Genomic DNA, 19088 nt, shown 5'->3' with positions numbered 1-19088 from the left:
TTTATGCTGTTTTTTCTAAAATTTGAACTTCATCGACAAAATCGTTCAAGAAGTATTTTAACTCATTCAGCTCATATTCATTTGGAAATAACCTTTCGTTTACAATTTTAACTGGTGTGTAATTAAAATTATTCATTGAACACCAATCATATTGTTTTTGAATTTCCTGACTAATCATCATACTCACTGACTCAACAGGCCATTTTTTAAGCCATTTTTTATGAACCATTCTCTTAATGTACCAATCAGAAATTGCCTCTACTGTTTTTCCAGGCGTTGTTCTATTAATAGTTAAAAGTCTTTCAACAACTGCCTTATAAGGATTGTCGTTGTTTTCTGGATTAATATTAAAAAGAACGTTCAAATATATTTTATCTGGAAACTTCAATACTAAATCAAAAGCTTCTTGAAAAGTTTTATAACAGTGTCCGCAGCTTGGGCTTAGTATAATAGAAAGCTTTACGGCTGCATTTTTATTTCCAAAGTTCAACCCTCTTAAATCTTCAAATCCTTTTGTGTATTTTACTTTCTTAGACAAGAAGTTTAATAAAGAATAATTTCTTTTGAACTTTTTAAGTTCTTTTAATGAACTTTCATTATCAAGCATTTTTCTAATCATCACTTTAACTGCTGCCCAAATCGGGATTAAAAGCAATAAAGAAAATACATAAGGAAAAATAGCACTTAAACTAAAGCTCAATGTAAATAGGTCTGATGAAAACCATAAAACACTTTGAACTACAATTAAAAATGATACTGCTAAACACATAACACACCATTTTTGAATTTCAAATTTCTGAATCCAAATAGAACAAACTACTACTGGAATTGCCAACAGACTTAAAAACCCAACAAAAACTGCTGAACTCAATGGCTGTACCAAAATTGCAATAATGCTTGAACTAAAGAAAAGCAATGGTAAATCTGAAAAGCTTAACCATCTATTTGCTATATCGTCATTAAAACTAATTACTGAGTGACAAGAAGAGTTAGAACTTAAATTACAAAATTTTGAAATTACAGTGTTTTTAACACCCCATTTCTCCTGAACAATAAATATGCTCACGATTAAACCCAAAATTGATGTTACTAAAAAAATAGTACTAAATAAATCAAAGCCGTTATAGAAAAAAGATAATCCTGTAAGAAGGGCAAGAGGCAGAAAATATTTTAACCAATTATATTCTACTTTTAAATTATCTCTCGAAACTACATTATTTGGCTCAATAGCAACAATTACTCCATTCCAGTCCAAAAGAAATTTATCATAAGATAACTTTTGAGTTCCTTTTTTGTTAGTCGTAATTCGAACACCACTTTTAGTCTTTTCAACCAATATCAATTCATCTTTAAAATACGCCAAAAAATTAGACGGTAAATCTACAATTTGCTCTTTCGAAACTCTTACTGCTGCATTCTCTACAGAAAGCAAATCAAATGAATCTGTAATCGCAAATAAACTCGGATAATTGGGATGAGACAAAAACAGATCCTTGAACTCATTTTTTATATCTGAGTATCGATTAATTTGTAGAAATTTTTGGACCAGTTTCAACATCGCTTTTGATCGTTTTTAAATCATAATTACACTGCAAATATTGTAGTTTTTATTGATAAAAATCGCATGCATATATACAATTTATTAATTATACCACATACAATTTATAAATTATACCAAGTATAGTACACAACATAAATTACTGTAAAACAATATATTATGATTGATTATCTAGTATAAAAAGCTCAGAAAGGCTATTTTCGATTAACGGCTTTACTTTTTGCCTAGTTTTGGAAAAGCAATAATCTAAATACCGAAAAACATGAAAAACATGGTATCAAAATCGAATGGTTTTGAAGAAGAAAAAACAAAATAGAAGAGATTAAAATGACTCAAAAAAAGTCTAAAATCAACCTCAAATTCGCAGCAAAAATCCCCCCAAAAAAGCAATGCTTAAAAATAATTTGACAAGATTTAACTTATAAATAAAGTTCAATTTTATTGCTTTTTTTAAGTAAAATAACAACCCAAAATTCTTAACGTAAACCAATTTTTAGCGCTTTTTCATCGCAATATGACAAAAATTGCTTAAAAATTTTATGAAAGATTAATCGTATTAAATTTAAATCCAAAAAAAATTAAAAGACATGAAAAATTCAGCATTCACATTAGAAAATTTTGAAACAGAAACAATTTCTAAACAACAACAGCAAGCTATTAAAGGCGGAGGTAATGACAGCCAAACACCACCACCTACTGACACAAACAATCCTGTAAAAGGTACTGGAGGAAACGGAAATGGTTAATTCTTTCTACAAAATTAAAATACATAGTAAATAGTATAAAAAGCAATCCAAAAAAAAAGAAACATGAAAAATAATTCACTGAAAATCAAAGATTTTGAAATAGAAAAAATAAGCACAGAAGCACAAAAAGTTATAAAAGGCGGTGATGGAGAATCTGTGGATCCGCAGAACAATCCAGCTAAAGGTACTGGAGGAAACGGAAATGGTTAACTCTCATTTATAATAGTGTAAATAATAATTAAAAAACATACGACATGAAAAATATAAAATTGGCAATTAAAGATTTTCAATTAGAAAAAATAAATAAAGAAGCTCAAAAAGTTATAAAAGGCGGTGATGGAGAAGATGTCGATCCGCAGAACAATCCAGCTAAAGGTACTGGAGGAAACGGAAATGGTTAACCTCATTTATAATAGTGTAAATAATAATTAAAAAACATACGACATGAAAAATATAAAATTGACATTTGAAGACTTTCAATTAGAAAAAATAAATAAAGAAGCTCAAAAAGTTATCCGAGGCGGTGATGGAGAAGATGTTGATCCAAAAAACAATCCTGCTAAAGGTACTGGAGGAAACGGAAATGGTTAATAGTACAGCTTTAAATATTGTTCGCAAATTGAGCTGGAGATACTCCAGTTCTTTTGCGAAACGATTTTGCAAATGAAACCGCATTCTTAAACCCAACACTTTCTGCAATTGCCTGTGTTGAATATTTACGATATAAGTGGTTTGTAATCATTTGATTAATAACATAATTAATTTTTAACTCATTAGAATATTCTCCAAAAGATTTACCAAATCGTTTATTTACAACATAAGACAAATAAGTTGTATTAGTTTTGATTTTTTTGGCAACATAAGACAATGTAAAATCAGGATTTAGGTATTCTAATTTTTCTTCTAATGCTAATAATTTTTCTACAATTTTATTTTCTTTAGCTTCATCAATACTAAGGTTTGCATTTTCCTTTTTAAGTAATGTATCTTCTAGTTCTGGAGTTTCAACAAGTATATTTTGTTCTGCAGCTGCTTTTTCGATTTCAGCTTTTTCAATTTCTTTTTTCTCCAGATTAGCTTTAAATTCTTCAATTAAAGCATTCATTTTTTTCTGTGCTTTATTTTTGTCCCGAATATTTTTAATTAGGAAAAACACAATTCCAACAACTAAAATAACATATAAAACTTTAAGGGCTTTATTCCATAAAACCTCGTACTTATACTTTTCTTGAATGCTTATCATCTCATCGCTAAGATTCGCCGTACCTAATTTGTAATTGACTTCTAAAGCTTCTTCTCTTAATTCTCCTTCGTACTTTTCATAAGAATCTAAATACATTTTAGAATATTTGAAAGCTAATTCGGGTTCATTTTTTGCACTATAAATTTTAGCCTGAAGATAATTGGACTGAAAAGAAATTCTATCTGTTTTTTTTTCTTTAACAGACATAGAATCAACCTTCTTTAAAAATACCAAAGCTTTATCATAATTTTTTAATGAATGATAAAGGTCTCCTAAATTATAATTTGCAATCCTATAATAATAATCATCATTATTTTGCTTAGCATACATCGAAATATCGAAGTAGGTTCTTTCTGCATTTTTAAAATCTTTTTTGTATAGATAAATATTTCCTAAACTAAGAGTAGAAGTAATTTTATTGTCTAAATAATTTTGCGAATAATTGATTGCTCTTTTATAAAAGTATTCGGCAGAATCTAATAAAAATAATTTACCTCGAGCTTTCATGAAATAGCCTTCATAGACATTTCCTAAATTGGTATAAATATTACTTTTACTATTTTGAAATTGATCTTTTTCGTATAGACTTTCATTTTTATCTAAAAAAATACTATTCTGCCTTAGATTTCTAATAGCAAGTTCATAATTCCCTACTTCTTCATTAACTAAAGCTATATTGCTTTTAAACTTAACGATCTGTATAACATCTAATGTTTTGGTAGAAAGTTTTATTCCTTCCTGGTAATTACTTAAAGCATTACTGAAATTTTTTCTTTTCCATTCCGTTAATCCTCTATAATTATATAAGTAGGCGCGAAGATTTATTTTTTGAACAGATTCGGGAATTCTATTATAATATTCTAGTGCTTTTTTATACCATTCATCACACTTAGCTCTATTGTTCTTTAGTTGATATAAATAAGATCCTGATCCATAAGCAAAAGCTAAATGTTCATTATTATTAGATTTTTGTAATTCAGCAGCATACTTAAGTCCCTCATCAAAATTACCGTTCATGCTGAAACGAATTTTATCCTGCAATTCTAAATACTCTTGTTCAGTAAGCTCTTTTTTAGGTTGAGCCACAGTAGTATTAAGTATCAATAAAAATAAAAAAGAGATGATCAGCCTCATTTAATTAGTTTTTGGTATTCAAAAATAGTCTATAAATTATCAATAAACTACAATTAATTTGCCAAATTCCTATTAATTTTATTTTTGCCTTAAAAAAATATAACAATTTAAGCGTTATTTGTTATATTTTTATTACGTAAATTTGTTTAAGTAAAATTAAAAAACATGAAACCAGACTTATTTCAATCTCCAGATTATTATAACCTAGATGATTTACTAACCGACGAACATAAATTAGTTCGAGAATCTGCTCGTGCATGGGTAAAAAAGGAAGTTTCTCCTATAATAGAAGAATATGCTCAAAAAGCAGAATTTCCTAAACAAATTATTAAAGGACTTGGAGAAATTGGCGGTTTCGGACCTTATATTCCTGTAGAATATGGCGGAGCGGGATTAGATCAAATCTCTTACGGCTTAATCATGCAGGAAATTGAAAGAGGCGATTCTGGCGTAAGATCTACCTCATCTGTTCAATCTTCTTTAGTAATGTATCCTATTTGGAAATATGGTAATGAAGAACAGCGAATGAAATATCTTCCGAAGCTAGCAACTGGTGAATTTATAGGATGTTTTGGTTTGACCGAACCAGATCACGGTTCTGATCCTGGAAGTATGATTACCAATTTTAAAGACATGGGAGATCATTATCTTTTAAATGGTGCCAAAATGTGGATTTCAAATGCTCCTTTTGCTGATATTGCTATTGTTTGGGCAAAAAATGAAGAAGGAAGAATTCATGGTTTAATTGTAGAACGAGGAATGGAAGGTTTTACAACTCCAGAAACGCATAATAAATGGTCGCTTCGTGCATCTGCAACTGGAGAGTTGATTTTTGATAACGTAAAAGTTCCTAAAGAAAATCTTTTACCTAATAAATCTGGTTTAGGAGCTCCGCTTGGCTGTTTAGATTCAGCTCGTTACGGAATTGCCTGGGGAGCAATCGGAGCAGCGATGGACTGTTACGATACGGCATTAAGATATTCTAAAGAAAGAATTCAGTTTGGAAAACCAATTGGAGGTACTCAATTACAGCAAAAGAAATTAGCCGAAATGATTACTGAAATCACAAAAGCGCAATTATTAACCTGGCGTTTAGGTGTTTTAAGAAATGAAGGAAAAGCTACTACAGCACAAATTTCGATGGCAAAACGTAATAATGTTAACATGGCAATTACCATTGCAAGAGAAGCTAGACAAATGCTTGGAGGTATGGGAATCACTGGTGAATACTCTATTATGCGTCACATGATGAATCTTGAAAGTGTAATTACTTATGAAGGAACTCATGACATCCATTTACTAATAACTGGAATGGATGTGACTGGAATTCCAGCATTTAAATAGTAGACAACTATTAAAATATATACAAAATCGATCTAAAAAGCTTCTTCTAACAAAGAAGCTTTTTATCTTTGCACCAAAATTTTTTCCAAAAATGAATATTGAAGCAATAAACAAAAGCATACAACCACAAAAAGACCAACTGTTAAAACATTCTTTATATAATAAGATTCAGAACATAGATGACTTACATAGTTTTTTAGAAAGTCATGTTTTTGCTGTTTGGGATTTTATGTCGTTATTGAAAGCTTTACAAGCCAAACTTACCTGCACAACAACGCCTTGGTTTGCTACTAAAAATCCAGAAGCTCGTTATTTAATCAATGAAATTGTTCTTGCCGAAGAAACAGATTTAACGCTTGACGGAAGAAGACAAAGTCACTACGAAATGTATTTGGAAGCAATGGAAGCTTGTGGCGCTGACACAACTGGTATTTTAAATTTCCTATCAGAAGTAAGTTCGCTTCACAATATATTTGTTGCTATTAAACAAAGTCAGCTGCAGCCGAATGTGAAAGCTTTCTTAGATTTTACTTTCAGAGTAATCGAAGAAGGAAAACCGCATGAAATTGCTGCTGCATTTACTTTTGGAAGAGAAGATTTAATTCCGAGTATGTTTACCGAAATCCTAAAAAATTTCCAAAAGAATCTTCCCGAAGTTGATTTGACTAAATTGCTTTACTATTTTGAAAGACATATCGAATTGGATGCCGACGAACACGGACCAATGGCCATGCAGATGATTACAGAATTATGCGAAGATGATGCTCAAAAATGGAAAGAAGTAGAAGAAGTTTCTATTCTAGCCTTAGAAAGACGTATCGGACTTTGGAATGCAATCGAAGAAGATATTGTGATGAAAACCGAAATGGTTTAATAAATCCAAACCCGCATATTTAACGTAACTATTTGTTTAAAACGACCTCAAGATTTAAATTTAAACAAATTATGAAACCACATTTTAAACAAATAGTTACCATTATACTTTCAGTATTTCTTCTAAGCTGCAGCTCATCAGAAGAATCTGCTCCTATCACAACTACACCGCCAGTTGTAACCCCTCCCAAAACCCCAGAGCCACCAATTGCGAGTTCGATCAATTATTTAGCATTAGGCGACAGTTACACAATCGGGCAGAGTGTTTGTGCTACATGTCGTTTTCCAGAACAATTAAAGACCAGTTTAAACGCGATGTATTCCAGTACAATTTCGCTAAAAATAATTGCTACAACAGGCTGGACAACATCCAATTTACTTTCAGCAATAAACACACAAAATCCAGAAGCCAATTACGATTTGGTGACGCTTTTAATTGGTGTAAACAATCAATATCAACACAGAAATTTTTCGGTTTACGAAAAAGAATTTCCAGAATTGGTAACCAAAGCAATCATGCTTGCCAAAGGTGACCGAAAAAATGTTGTAGTCATTTCTATTCCAGATTATGCATATACACCTTACGGAAAAAGTCTCGCCGGTGATCAAACCTCAACGATTTCTGCCGAAATTGACCAATACAATTCTTTTGCCGAGAAATATTGTGCCAATAATCAAGTGGCTTTTGTTTCCATTACAGACATTACACGACAAGGACTCAACAGTCCCAATCTTGTTGCTTCAGATGGTTTACACCCTTCAGAATCAGCCTATAAATTATTTGTGGACAAAATGATGCCGGAGGTAAAAAAAGCTTTGCAGAATTAATATTTTTATTTCCAGAAGCAGAAAATTCATTTTCATTACACCTTTAGTCCCGCTATTCACTATATCTTTTGCGGCGAACCCCGCCGCAAAAGGATATCGTTTCTATCGGGGCTAGATTAGATACTAAAAGTTTTTCAAGAAAAATATCCCTAATTTTGCTAAACTCATAATTACTTGCAAAATGACATTTCAATTTGCATTCAAATCAATTAGAGTTATGCAGATTTCGCCATCAAAAGAATTATCACCTTATATCAAACATTATCTGTTTTTAGATAATGCAGAAACTGCTGTCCAAAAGTTTCGTTTGTTTTCTGATGGTAATACTGGTATTGTATTTTCTGTAAAAAGTAAACTCATTTCTGAAATCGGCGAAGTAAAAGATTATTTACCAGCTTCATTTTTGTATGGACAGCTTAACGGTTTTAAAGATCTATATTCTGAGAATAAAATAACATTAATAATTGTCGTTTTCCAACCCAACGGAATTCATCAATTATTAGGAATTCCTGCCCATGAATTTCACGATTCTATTATTCCGGTAGAAGATGTGTTTGACCAAAAAATTATTGAGCTCCAAGAAAAATTATTAGAACAAAATAATCAGGCTCGTGTTAATCTTTTAAATCATTTCTTCAGATCAATCATTGCTTCTAAACCGTCTTCAAATCAGTTCCTAATAAATGATTCCCTAAATTTTATCATTGACAAAAAAGGTATCTTTTCTATAAAACAATTGGTTGAATATACTGGGTATACCGAAAGACATTTGGAAAGAAAATTCAAAGAATGCATTGGATTAAATCCGAAGAAATTTGGGAATGTTATACGAATCCATCATTTTTTGAAATTATTAAAAAACAAACCTGACGACACCAATCTAACCACAATTTGTTATGATGCTGGATTTTCAGATCAGTCGCATTTAATAAAAGAATTTAGAAAACATACTGGAATTACTCCAACGGAATATGTCTGCACCACGGGAAAACTAACCAATAATCTTATAAAAAGATTTCCCGCATCAACATTCTAAAATGTCGGTTTTATACAATTTATAACGTATTGCTCACACTAATTTTGACCCTAATTAATAGTGACCAATATGAAAAATCTAAAAATAGCTACAGCTCAATTTGAAAACAAAAGCGGCAATAAAAACTATAATTTATCTGTAATTGAAAAGCTTTCGAAAAAGGCATCTGAAGAAGGTTGCGATGTAATTTCGTTTCACGAATGTTCAATAACAGGATATACATTCGCAAGAAATCTATCCAAAGAGCAAATGCTAGACTTGGCAGAATTAATTCCGAGTGGAAAAAGCATTTTAAAATTGACTCAAATTGCTAAAAACAACAACATTGTAATATTGGCAGGGCTTTTTGAGAAAGATGAAAATGATAATTTATTCAAAGCCTATGCATGTGTTGATAAAAATGGTCTAGTTGCCAAATATCGAAAATTACATCCTTTTATAAATCCATATTTAACCGCTGGAGATCGTTATTGTGTTTTTGAAATTGCAGGATGGAAATGCGGTATCTTAATTTGTTACGACAATAATATTATAGAAAATGTCCGCGCCACAAAGCTTCTAGGAGCCGATATTATTTTTATGCCTCATGTAACAATGTGCACACCTTCTACCCGACCGGGCGCTGGTTTTGTTGCTCCGCAGCTTTGGGAAAACCGAGAAGCTGATCCAACATCGTTACGATTAGAATTTGATGGGATGAAAGGCCTTGACTGGCTTATGAAATGGCTTCCGGCAAGAGCTTATGACAATGCGGTTTATACCATATTTTCAAACCCGATTGGTATGGATGATGACCAGCTCAAAAATGGCTGTTCTATGATTATTGATCCGTTTGGAGATATATTGGCAGAATGCAGAACTTTTGATGATTCTTTTGCAACTGCTATAATTACTCCCGAAAAATGCATTCAAGCAGGAGGAAATCGTTATATAAAAGCTAGAAGACCAGAATTGTACAAAGATATTATTGGACAAGATCACAATTCTGAACAAAACGTCGTTTGGTTAAGCTCTGATAAAAAAAGCATAAATTAAACATTTCACCCGTGTAAAGCTGTTGAAAGATTTATCTTTGAAGATTCATTAATTTACAGAATTAGCCCAATAATGGAATTTTTTAAAACTACAACTCAAGATATCGACGCTGTTTTCGATATTTACAATCAAGCTACATCGTATCAAAAAACAGTCAATAATAAAAGCTGGAGAGGTTTTGAAAGAGCATTAATAGAAAAAGAAATTGCTGAGAATCGTCATTTTATAATCAAAGAAGGAGATGAAGTTGCTTGTACATTTGTAATTACTTTTAATGATGAAATTATTTGGAAAGAAGCCAGCAAAGATCCTGCGGTATATTTGCATCGTATTGCTACGAATCCAAAATTCAGAGGGCATTCTTACGTCAAAAAAATCATACAATGGACTAAAGAATATGCCAAAGAAAATGGTAAAGACTACATTCGGCTTGACACCCACAGCGGTAACGAAAGAATTAATAAATATTACACCAGCTGTGGTTTTACTTACAAAGGAATCAGCACCATAGAATGGACCAATGAATTGCCAGAGCATTATAAAGAAGGTTCTTTTAGTTTGTTTGAGATTAAGCTTTAGATTTATTTTTTAGATTTCCAGATAAAGCCATCCAGCAGATAATGTGTAAACTGTGGAACACTCAACAAAGGAACTAATAAAATCTGCCAGCTCGAAAAATCAAAATTGGTTATACTTATGTTTTCATTCCAAATAAAAAGTTCCCAAAGAAATTCTTCTGAAAAGGCAATTAAAACTAAGATACCAACGTAAACAAGAATGCCTTTATATTGTTTTAAAAAAGACAGACGACCCAATTCTGATTTCGATTTACCGTCAATTTCTTTAAAATAAATCAAAGCCATATATGGAATTCCGTGCGAAACGACGTTTAATAAAGTAAAAATCAAATCGTCATTAAAATACACTATTCCGAAATACCAAGAAAGTGCTGTTCCTAGAATAATGCTGTTTTTCGGAATATTAAAAAAGTGATTTCGAATTGATTTTATGGCAGTATAAAAGACATACAAAATCAAAATTCCGATATAAATCCAAAATAGGATTTCTAAGATTGTTTGGCTTTCAAACCTAAAAAATTCATTTTCTACAAACCAGTTGAACTTTCGCTTAGACGAAAAAAACCAATACAACATTGGATATCCAGTTGAAGCATAAATTGCCAGATTATCAATCCAAACCGATATTTTAGTTTTGGTTTCTTTTCTGGCGTACAATCTCATAAAACCATACTGCTGTCTGATAAAATGAAAGACAGCAACATAAGCCAAAAACGACCAGAAAACTAAACTGCCAAAAGAAAAAAGTACAATTCCTGTCAAAAAACAAATAATCGGTAAAAGAATCAATCTTTGTTTTTGTTTCTTGAATTCATCGGCAACAAAATAGGTTTTGAATAATGTTGCATAAACGTGTGCTACATCAATAAAAACAATTAAAAAAAGCCAACTATAAAAAGAATAATTTTCTTCAATTCTCGTAATATAACCTTGAAAAATAAAAATTATGGCCAGCACAAAAAATGACGGACCTATAATGAATGCTAAATCTGTTTTTGCCTTATGAATCCACGGTTGTTCCATCTAAAATCTCATTTACAACATTAATTCCTTGGTGAAAAGCTTCTTCAAAAATCGAAATTCCTGATAAATCGCTATGTGCAAAATAAACAGCATTCTGAATATTCTGTTTGGCTAGTTTCTTCGATTCTCCAAAAATAAACCCCGGCGCAGGCGAAATCATGCCGTGCCCTAATAGAAAAACTTCAATGTCTTCTGTATATTCTTCAATATCAGGATGTGCAATTTTTAAATCATTCAAAACAAACTGTTTCCAATATTCTTTGTCTTTTTTATACAGCTCTTTTCTCGTTTTTCTTAAATCTGCAGAAGAAAAACTAAAGTAATACGTAATTACTTTTTTCTCCTGAACCTGATTTAAATTCTGATGCTGATCGTAAACATAACCCAAACCTTTGGAACCGTAAATTACATTGTCCCAAGCCAGTGGAAAACTGAAATTATCAGGCAAATCCTCTACAACCAAAGTTGCCAAAAGCCAAGGTGTATAATGAAAATCTTGGGTAAACGTTTTTCTGTCTTTGATCAAATACTGATTTACAAATTGCGGAGAAGCTAATATCACTTTATCTGCAATGATTTCAACAGCTGTTTTGCTGACATCATCAAAAGCTTTTGCGATTACTTTATTATTCTCGATTTTGATTTCATAAACCAAATGATTTTTTAAAGCTTTGTCTTTTGTATACTTTTTTAAATGATTGGCAAGACGTGAATTTCCTTCGGGCCAAGTTAAAACGCTGTCGTGTTTTTCGGCTGTGCTGTCTTGTTTTCTACCTGCAAAATAATGAATTCCTGCCCAAGCCGAAACAAATTCAATTCCTAAACCAAAGTCATCTTTACAGCAGTAATCGATATAATTGAATAAAGGTTCAGAGGTAAAATGATTATCTCTAAACCATTTCTTCATTGTAATTTTATCTAAAGCTCTCGTCTTTTCATCTGACGATGAAAGATAAAGCGGAATATCAAATAAGTATTTCTGATCTTGTCCTTTTGCTGTTCTAAAAATATCCATTTCTTTGAAGAATTTCTGAAACTCCAAGTCATCATAAACCATGTTTCCCTCTTTTGGAACAACGCCTTCCTGCCAATTATTTTTATAAAACAAACGCTCATCTGGTGCAAAAGTCAATTGTAATTCGTCGAAAACAGGAAAACCTTTTGGATCGTAACCCAGAATTATTTTTTCTTCTTCGAGAAAACCAAGCAATTCTTTATCTTGAAAATTAGGGAGCGGCAGATAATGCGCACCCAAAGGATATTTGGAATATTTGTTTTCTCCGTTTGAAGAATTTCCTCCCAAATGATTATCTAATTCTACGATTAAAAAATCTGTTATTCCTCTTTTTTGAAATTGTCGTGCTGCACTTAAGCCAGCAATACCTCCTCCGACAATTAGATACGGAATCTCAATTTGTTTGGTTGGTTTAGGAAAATCTTTGATCCACAAACGATGTCCGAGCAAATGTTTGGTGCCGGATAAACGAATCATTAGTACCGCAATTTTATCAGAACAAAACTGCAGAAACGGAATCAGCAGCAACGAGGCGCCGACACCTTTTATAAAATTCCTTCTGGATTTATTGCAGTCTTCCCCACTCTTCATCAAAATAGCGTACTAAAATCTGGTTATCTAAACGATTGATTTCGATTTGATTTGAAATCATATCGTTGGTAAAATAATTAAAACGGTCAAACTGGTAATTGTAAAATTTTAGTCCGTCAGCTTTTCGGTTTACGGTATTAAAAGTTGTTCCAAAACCATTTATAGCGATGGTATAACCCCACTCTCCAAACGACGGAACATAGGCATGATACGCATCGACTTGCGGAAAAACCTGCATTACCGTTTTATTGATACACCAAAAAGATTTTGGCGCAAAATAAGGCGAAGTAGTTTGTATAACAACCGCAGCGTCTGGCTGCAAAATGGTTTTTATGGTTTGATAGAAATTAACCGAGTACAATTTCCCTAAACTATAATTGGACGGATCTGGAAAATCGATTATCACAGCATCGAATTTCTCTTTACAGCTTTTCGCCCAAATATAAGCATCGGTATTAATAACGGTAACTTTAGGGTTATTAAGCGAATTTTTATTGAAATTGGTCAATACCGTATTGGTTTTAAACAGTTTTGTCATTCCCTCATCTAAATCAACCAAAGTCACTTTTTGCACTTCTTTGTATTTCAATATCTCGCGAACTGCCAAACCGTCTCCGCCCCCCAAAACCAAAACGTTTTTTACACTTTTTGCCATCGACATAACCGGATGAACCAAAGCTTCGTGATAACGATATTCGTCTGCCGAACTGAATTGCAGGTTATTATTTAAATAAAGCCTATAATCGCTTTTATTGTGCGTTAAAACAATACGCTGATAAGGTGTCGAATTGGTATAAATAATATTTTCTCCGTACAATTTCCCTTCTGAATAAGCTAGAATATCATTCGAAAAAACAAAAACAGTCAGCAATAATAAAAATGAAAAAACGGCTTTTGCACGCAGTAAAGCGGGTTTCTTTAGTTCTCTTTTCAATAAAAAACATAAAGCAATAGCAATACTTACATTAATCATTCCGAAGAAAAGAGAGGTTCCCATAATTCCCAATTTTGGCACTAAAACCAACGGAAATAAAATTGAAGCCAATAATGCTCCGATATAATCAAATGTAAAAACATTCGAAACCAGATCTTTAAACTCAACTCTGTCTTTTAAAATATTCATTAAAAGTGGAATTTCTAAACCAACCAAAAAACCGGTTACGAAAACAAATAAATATAAGATGAATTGAAAAGAGCCCACACTTTCAAACAGTAAAAACAAAACTACCGAACTCAGACCTCCAATAAGTCCAACCAGTATTTCTATTTCTACAAAAGTGTTAAGCAGATTCTTGTGAAAAAACTTTGAAAAAAAAGAACCTATACCCATAGAAAACAGGTACACGCCAATAATAAATGAAAACTGTTTTACCGAATCGCCTAATAAATAACTCGCCAGAGTTCCTGCAACCAACTCATAAATAAGTCCGCAAGTGGCAATTATAAATACGGCAAAGAGTAAAAGAAATTCAAACCTAAGAAACTTTTTACCCATGAATTGCGGCGCTAATAATCATTGAAATTCCAATGATAAATGCTGCTAAAACAATGGCAACAGCAATATTATTCTTTTCTACAACTTCTTTCCAAGTATTTTCTGGAGTAAGTTTCTCAATAATATAATAACCGATTAATAAAATGATAATGCCTAAAAAAGAATAAATAATTGAATTTACTATTGGCTGCGCGTGAATTAATTCCATATTGTTTGAGTTTTTATTTGTGGTAAAAATGATTATAAGAGGAACGGCTTCCTGGTCGGTTTGTAATTTTCTGTGGTTTCACAATCGCAGATTCTGTTTCCTGCTAGAGCAAAATAAATATAAACTCCAAAGCAAAAGAATCCAATTGCTAATGGCGCCCAATTATTGACAAAGAAATCTGAAATTCTTTTCATATTATTATTCGTAAGTCGAGTAGGAACTGTCTGACCATCTCTGTTTTTCAAATTGATTTTTAAAATATCGTATTACGAAATAAATCACAACCATACCGATGATAACCAGCCATAGATTTCTATTCGAAGGCTGATTCCAAACCACATTAACATTCATTTCACTATTATTAGCATCTTCAGGAGCTTTCATTGGTGTTATTAGAAGATGGTATTTACCTGCTTTTACGCCACAGATATTAAACTTCTCAGACTGACTCCCTTCTGTCCAAGATTCTCCATCAGAATAACCGTAATAGTATTCTATATCTTTGTTGGCATAAATCTCGTCGCCATTATCTTCATTAATTAAAGCAACATTCAAATTTGCCCATGAATTATTAACCCCTGTTGAAACCTTAATCGTCATAGGAGCAGAAGCGCCATTGAGCACAAACGATGGACTGGTAATTTCTTTATTATCAAATTCGCTAAATTTAATAGCACTATTGAAAACGTTTTGCTCCACCTGATCTTTATAAATATACCAGTTTGCCATTATAATCAATAAGGCGAAAAGACAGAAAATAATGGCTGTATTTCTAAGGTCAAATCGAGATGGCTGAATCATATTAACACCAGACTGATATGGCATTGTTCTTTTTGGAAAAGCTTTCTGAATGACACTTTTGCTTACATATTCACCATAATATGCCGTTTGTACGTTATTCATCTTTTCAACAGAAATGATGTTAGGCGGATTTATAAATTCAGCAAGATGAATTAATTTGTTTTGAGGAAGTTCAAAATCAAAAAAACCTTGTGCATCTATAATCTCAGCATCCGAATGTTCAAACAGATCATAATCTACATCATCATGCTTTAGAACTTTAATACCTTTTTTTAGTTCTTTAATACTTTCCATTTCGGTAAGCATCATCCAATGTCCATTAGAAACAGAAAGATATAGAAATTCTTTAGCGTCATTCTGTAGAATAAACTCTGTCCATGTATAATTAGGATGTACATTTTTCCTTAATAAGCCTGTAACTTTGTATTCACTCCCTTTCAGAAATCCTACATCGCCAATTTCTAGCGGATAATCTCTGAGAACGTTTCTATATTTGGATCTTCTTCGAAACTTTCCCTCTTTGTCAATAGCATATAAACTCTGACATTTCGGACAGACAAAATTGATTACTTCAAAACCAACCTCTAATTCGGTTTCTGTATTACAATCGTAACAAGGAATCTTCATATCTTATCGGTTAATTTCAAAATCCTTAATAATTTCTGCATCAAAATAGGCAATATAGTCGGTCATGATAGCGCGTACTTTTTGCGAATTATCCTGAAGATAATTGCACAAATAAACATCCAAAGTTAACTGATTGTATTCTGGCCAAGTGTGTATACAAATATGCGATTCTTTAAGGCAGTACGAGATTGTAAAACTCTCATTATCGAAATCATGCACCACAACGCCAACTTTCTCAAGTTCATATTTTTCTAAAATGGAATTGGTAACTCCAACAAAGCCTTTGCTATTGGTAAGCTTAGAAATTTCGTCGACATGTAAAGTAACCAGTTTATGCAATCCTGGCGAATAAGGAGGTAAATCCATTAAGTTATTTATATTACACAGGGGCCAAATATATAATAATTTCTGTAATAAAATAATCTAAAGAAAAGCATTTTAAACACAACTTTTCAGGACTACATGTTTCTTTTTTTTGTTTTTTTTTTGAAAGGTGAAGTTTTGTTCTGTAAGACACAAAAAAATCCGCAATTTCATTTTATGAAACTACGGACCTTAACTTTTCGCAGAAAGGAAGGGATTCGAACCCTCGATACAGTTACCCATATACTAGCTTTCCAGGCTAGCTCCTTAAACCACTCGGACACCTTTCTATTATTCGTCTGCAAAGAACACAAAAAAATCTGAGTTACAAAAACAAAATGCAAGTTTACTTTAAATGCTTTTTCTAAATTCTTCCATAAATAGTTTTACAGCTTTCTTTTGGTAACTTCCAAGCGTAAGCATATACGAATCTCGTTTAGTGACAACTCCTGTAATTTGAATAGCTTTGAGATCGTCCCAATCTTTTAGAGCCATCTCGGCAACAATTGTTGCCCAATCGCTATTTTCTACCATTTGCAATAATGCGTGAATAGACTGGAGCTCTATTGAAATTTTAGGTTTCATATTAAACTTTTTAAATAGTTCTTCGACATATTCTCGCGAATTGGATCCTTTCCCTGGCAATATCAGCGGAATCTCTTCTATTTTCTTAAAAGCGATCTTATCCAAATTGGCTAAAGCATGATTTTTAGAAACCACCATAACCATATTTGAAGTAAATAATGGTACTTTCTGAATCGGCATTTCAATTTCGTGTGACGAAATAACGAATACTAAATCTAATTCGTTATCAAGTAATTTCTGTTCTAAAACCTCGGTAGTTCCATACTCGACAATAATTTTGAGATTTTGGTATTTCTTGGCAAATGCATTTACAACGGGCAATATTAAAAGACCAAAAATATAGGTTACGCCAATTCGAAGTTCGCCGCCAATCATTTCGTTTAAATCCTCAATTGCCTGTTTTCCGTTTTCTACATTTTCAACTACTTTTTTAGCATGAATTAAAAAAACCGAACCAGCTTCTGTCAATTGTACTTTTTTCCCAATTCGCTTAAACAAAGGCATTCCGAGCTCTTCTTCCAGCTTTTTAATTTGCTGCGAAAGTCCCGATTGGGTTACAAAACACAATTCGGCAGCTTTGGTAAAATGCAAAACCTCAGCTGTTTTGATAAAATACTGCAGTTGATAAATTTCCATATTGATAAGTTTTACTACTTATTATAAGTAAAATTATTAATTTTTCTAATGAAATCATAATACCGACCTTTGTATCAAATATTTCAAGGTTATGTTTAAAGCGTTAAAATCAAAAAATTTCAAGTTATTCTTTTATGGTCAATCTGTTTCTGTAATTGGAACCTGGCTGCAAAAAACCGCCGTAAGCTGGATGGTTTACAGTATAACAGGATCTGTTTTTCTATTGGGATTAGCGACTTTTTTAAGCATGATTCCGTCACTCTTTTTAGCTCCTTTGGCAGGAAGCATGATCGGACGTTACGATAAACACCGCGCCATGATTGTTTTACAGTCTCTTGCAATGCTTCAGGCTGGAACTTTAGCTTTGCTTATTTACCTGAAAATTTACAATATCAACTTTATTCTGGCTTTGAGTCTTATTCAGGGAATAATCAATGCTTTTGATATGACCTGCCGTCAAACGATGATGATCGATATTGTTGATAAAAGAGAAGATCTACCAAACGCAGTAGCGCTTAATTCAACAATGAACAATTTTGCTCGTATCGCAGGACCTGCACTTGCGGGAATTATTCTGCACCAATACGGAGAGGATATTTGTTTTATCGGGAACTTCATTAGTTATGTTCCGGTTTTGATTTCATTGCTGATGATGAAAATTACTCCGCACATTAAAGCCGAAAATAAGTTAAATATGCTCGAAGATCTTATTGAAGGTTTAGATTATGTAAAAAAAGAAACCGAAATGGCGAGAATGCTTCTTATGCTTACCTGCAGCAGTTTGTTTGTTATTTCTTTTAATACTTTGATGCCAGTTTTTGCTAAAGATATTTTTAGCGGAAATGCACAAACTTTCAGCTGGTTTGAAAGTGCTGCCGGAATTGGTTCTGTATTATCTGCCATCTATTTGGCCAATTTAAAATCTGCTGAAAATATGAGCAAATTAATGATCTCTGCAAGTTTACTTCTTGGTTTCAGCGTCATTATTCTAGCCCTTTCAAGCAGTATTACAATTGCTCTTATCTGTATGACTTTAAGCGGAATAGGAATGATGGGACAAACTTCTTCTATCAACATCTACATTCAGACTCATAGTACTATCAATATGCGCTCAAGAAGCATTAGCTACTACATGATGGCTTATCAAGGGATGATTCCTGTTGGAAGTTTAATTATTGGCTATGTTTCCCACTTTTTAGGTGTTAGAGCAACAGTGGCTATTCAGGGAATTATCTGTATTATTTCTGTAATTGTTTATTTGTATTACAAAAAACATAGAGCTATCGAAGATTTGGAAACTTGTCCGGTTCCTTATAAAAATTCCAAGTTTTAAATTGCTTCGTCTGTTCGCTGTCGCTAGAGTCCAATA

At 32.4% G+C, this 19088-nt stretch carries 20 protein-coding genes and 1 tRNA gene; 11 read left to right on the top strand and 10 right to left on the bottom strand.

Annotated features, from left to right (window positions below):
* Nucleotide 1: 1 nt before the first annotated feature.
* Complete coding sequence (locus QE431_RS00755; RefSeq protein WP_241774322.1) at nucleotides 2–1483, bottom strand: vitamin K epoxide reductase family protein; 1482 nt, start codon at nucleotides 1481–1483, stop codon at nucleotides 2–4.
* A gap of 662 nt (nucleotides 1484–2145) precedes the next feature.
* Here QE431_RS00755 and QE431_RS00750 point away from each other — a divergent pair.
* The 4 genes from QE431_RS00750 (at nucleotide 2146) to QE431_RS00735 (ending at nucleotide 2895) form a co-directional block, all read left to right on the top strand.
* Entirely contained in the window at nucleotides 2146–2304 is a 159-nt protein-coding gene (locus QE431_RS00750) for an rSAM-modified peptide (protein ID WP_128414931.1), read from the top strand.
* A gap of 63 nt (nucleotides 2305–2367) precedes the next feature.
* Complete coding sequence (locus QE431_RS00745; RefSeq protein WP_166669260.1) at nucleotides 2368–2514, top strand: hypothetical protein; 147 nt, start codon at nucleotides 2368–2370, stop codon at nucleotides 2512–2514.
* A 44-nt stretch (nucleotides 2515–2558) separates the two neighbouring features.
* On the top strand, nucleotides 2559–2705 hold the full coding sequence (locus QE431_RS00740; RefSeq protein WP_157848499.1) for a hypothetical protein: 147 nt from the start codon (nucleotides 2559–2561) through the stop codon (nucleotides 2703–2705).
* A gap of 43 nt (nucleotides 2706–2748) precedes the next feature.
* Nucleotides 2749–2895, top strand: a complete 147-nt coding sequence (locus QE431_RS00735) for an rSAM-modified peptide (protein WP_128414930.1) — start codon at nucleotides 2749–2751, stop codon at nucleotides 2893–2895.
* A gap of 10 nt (nucleotides 2896–2905) precedes the next feature.
* Here the strand turns inward: QE431_RS00735 and QE431_RS00730 are convergent, their stop codons facing one another.
* Entirely contained in the window at nucleotides 2906–4681 is a 1776-nt protein-coding gene (locus QE431_RS00730) for a helix-turn-helix domain-containing protein (protein ID WP_307291673.1), read from the bottom strand.
* A gap of 165 nt (nucleotides 4682–4846) precedes the next feature.
* On the opposite strand from QE431_RS00730, the gene QE431_RS00725 reads away from it, so the two are divergent.
* The 6 genes from QE431_RS00725 (at nucleotide 4847) to QE431_RS00700 (ending at nucleotide 10376) form a co-directional block, all read left to right on the top strand.
* Nucleotides 4847–6025 (top strand): acyl-CoA dehydrogenase family protein, encoded by a 1179-nt coding sequence (locus QE431_RS00725; protein WP_057115817.1) that lies wholly within the window; start codon nucleotides 4847–4849, stop codon nucleotides 6023–6025.
* A 91-nt stretch (nucleotides 6026–6116) separates the two neighbouring features.
* Complete coding sequence (locus QE431_RS00720) at nucleotides 6117–6899, top strand: DUF3050 domain-containing protein (RefSeq protein WP_307291671.1); 783 nt, start codon at nucleotides 6117–6119, stop codon at nucleotides 6897–6899.
* A gap of 71 nt (nucleotides 6900–6970) precedes the next feature.
* The gene (locus QE431_RS00715) at nucleotides 6971–7726 is read left to right on the top strand and encodes an SGNH/GDSL hydrolase family protein (protein WP_134139022.1); all 756 of its coding nucleotides are present in this window, start codon (nucleotides 6971–6973) and stop codon (nucleotides 7724–7726) included.
* A gap of 181 nt (nucleotides 7727–7907) precedes the next feature.
* Entirely contained in the window at nucleotides 7908–8762 is an 855-nt protein-coding gene (locus QE431_RS00710; RefSeq protein ID WP_307291669.1) for a helix-turn-helix domain-containing protein, read from the top strand.
* A gap of 69 nt (nucleotides 8763–8831) precedes the next feature.
* The gene (locus tag QE431_RS00705) at nucleotides 8832–9797 is read left to right on the top strand and encodes a nitrilase family protein (protein ID WP_307291667.1); all 966 of its coding nucleotides are present in this window, start codon (nucleotides 8832–8834) and stop codon (nucleotides 9795–9797) included.
* 72 nt (nucleotides 9798–9869) lie between these two features.
* Nucleotides 9870–10376 (top strand): GNAT family N-acetyltransferase, encoded by a 507-nt coding sequence (locus tag QE431_RS00700; protein WP_307291665.1) that lies wholly within the window; start codon nucleotides 9870–9872, stop codon nucleotides 10374–10376.
* 2 nt (nucleotides 10377–10378) lie between these two features.
* Here QE431_RS00700 and QE431_RS00695 read toward each other — a convergent pair whose 3' ends face one another.
* The 8 genes from QE431_RS00695 to QE431_RS00660 form a co-directional block, all read right to left on the bottom strand.
* A complete protein-coding gene (locus QE431_RS00695) occupies nucleotides 10379–11398 on the bottom strand; it encodes a hypothetical protein (protein WP_307291664.1) in 1020 nt (339 codons plus the stop codon).
* Nucleotides 11376–13004 carry an NAD(P)/FAD-dependent oxidoreductase gene (locus QE431_RS00690; RefSeq protein WP_307291663.1) on the bottom strand — a complete coding sequence of 543 codons (1629 nt, stop codon included), beginning with the start codon at nucleotides 13002–13004 and terminating at the stop codon, nucleotides 11376–11378. The genes QE431_RS00695 and QE431_RS00690 overlap by 23 nt, the downstream gene beginning before the upstream one ends.
* On the bottom strand, nucleotides 12979–14499 hold the full coding sequence (locus QE431_RS00685) for a polyamine aminopropyltransferase (protein WP_307291661.1): 1521 nt from the start codon (nucleotides 14497–14499) through the stop codon (nucleotides 12979–12981). The genes QE431_RS00690 and QE431_RS00685 overlap by 26 nt, the downstream gene beginning before the upstream one ends.
* Nucleotides 14492–14707, bottom strand: a complete 216-nt coding sequence (locus QE431_RS00680) for a DUF350 domain-containing protein (protein WP_057115800.1) — start codon at nucleotides 14705–14707, stop codon at nucleotides 14492–14494. Before QE431_RS00680 ends, QE431_RS00685 begins: the two co-directional genes overlap by 8 nt.
* Nucleotides 14708–14905: 198 nt before the next feature.
* Nucleotides 14906–16135: a DUF4178 domain-containing protein gene (locus QE431_RS00675; RefSeq protein WP_307291657.1), complete on the bottom strand. Its 1230-nt coding sequence runs from the start codon at nucleotides 16133–16135 to the stop codon at nucleotides 14906–14908.
* A 3-nt stretch (nucleotides 16136–16138) separates the two neighbouring features.
* Nucleotides 16139–16501 carry an S-adenosylmethionine decarboxylase family protein gene (locus QE431_RS00670; protein WP_307291656.1) on the bottom strand — a complete coding sequence of 121 codons (363 nt, stop codon included), beginning with the start codon at nucleotides 16499–16501 and terminating at the stop codon, nucleotides 16139–16141.
* A gap of 200 nt (nucleotides 16502–16701) precedes the next feature.
* Nucleotides 16702–16788, bottom strand: a tRNA-Ser gene (locus tag QE431_RS00665).
* A 61-nt stretch (nucleotides 16789–16849) separates the two neighbouring features.
* Nucleotides 16850–17719 (bottom strand): LysR substrate-binding domain-containing protein, encoded by an 870-nt coding sequence (locus QE431_RS00660; protein WP_307291653.1) that lies wholly within the window; start codon nucleotides 17717–17719, stop codon nucleotides 16850–16852.
* A gap of 91 nt (nucleotides 17720–17810) precedes the next feature.
* Between QE431_RS00660 and QE431_RS00655 the strand changes: the two genes are divergently transcribed.
* Nucleotides 17811–19052 carry an MFS transporter gene (locus QE431_RS00655; RefSeq protein WP_307291651.1) on the top strand — a complete coding sequence of 414 codons (1242 nt, stop codon included), beginning with the start codon at nucleotides 17811–17813 and terminating at the stop codon, nucleotides 19050–19052.
* Nucleotides 19053–19088 lie beyond the last annotated feature (36 nt).

This window comes from Flavobacterium sp. SORGH_AS_0622 (assembly GCF_030818825.1).
Lineage (GTDB): Bacteria > Bacteroidota > Bacteroidia > Flavobacteriales > Flavobacteriaceae > Flavobacterium.
The sequence above is the reverse complement of the archived record's forward strand: the minus strand, read 5'-3'. Positions and strand labels throughout refer to the sequence as shown.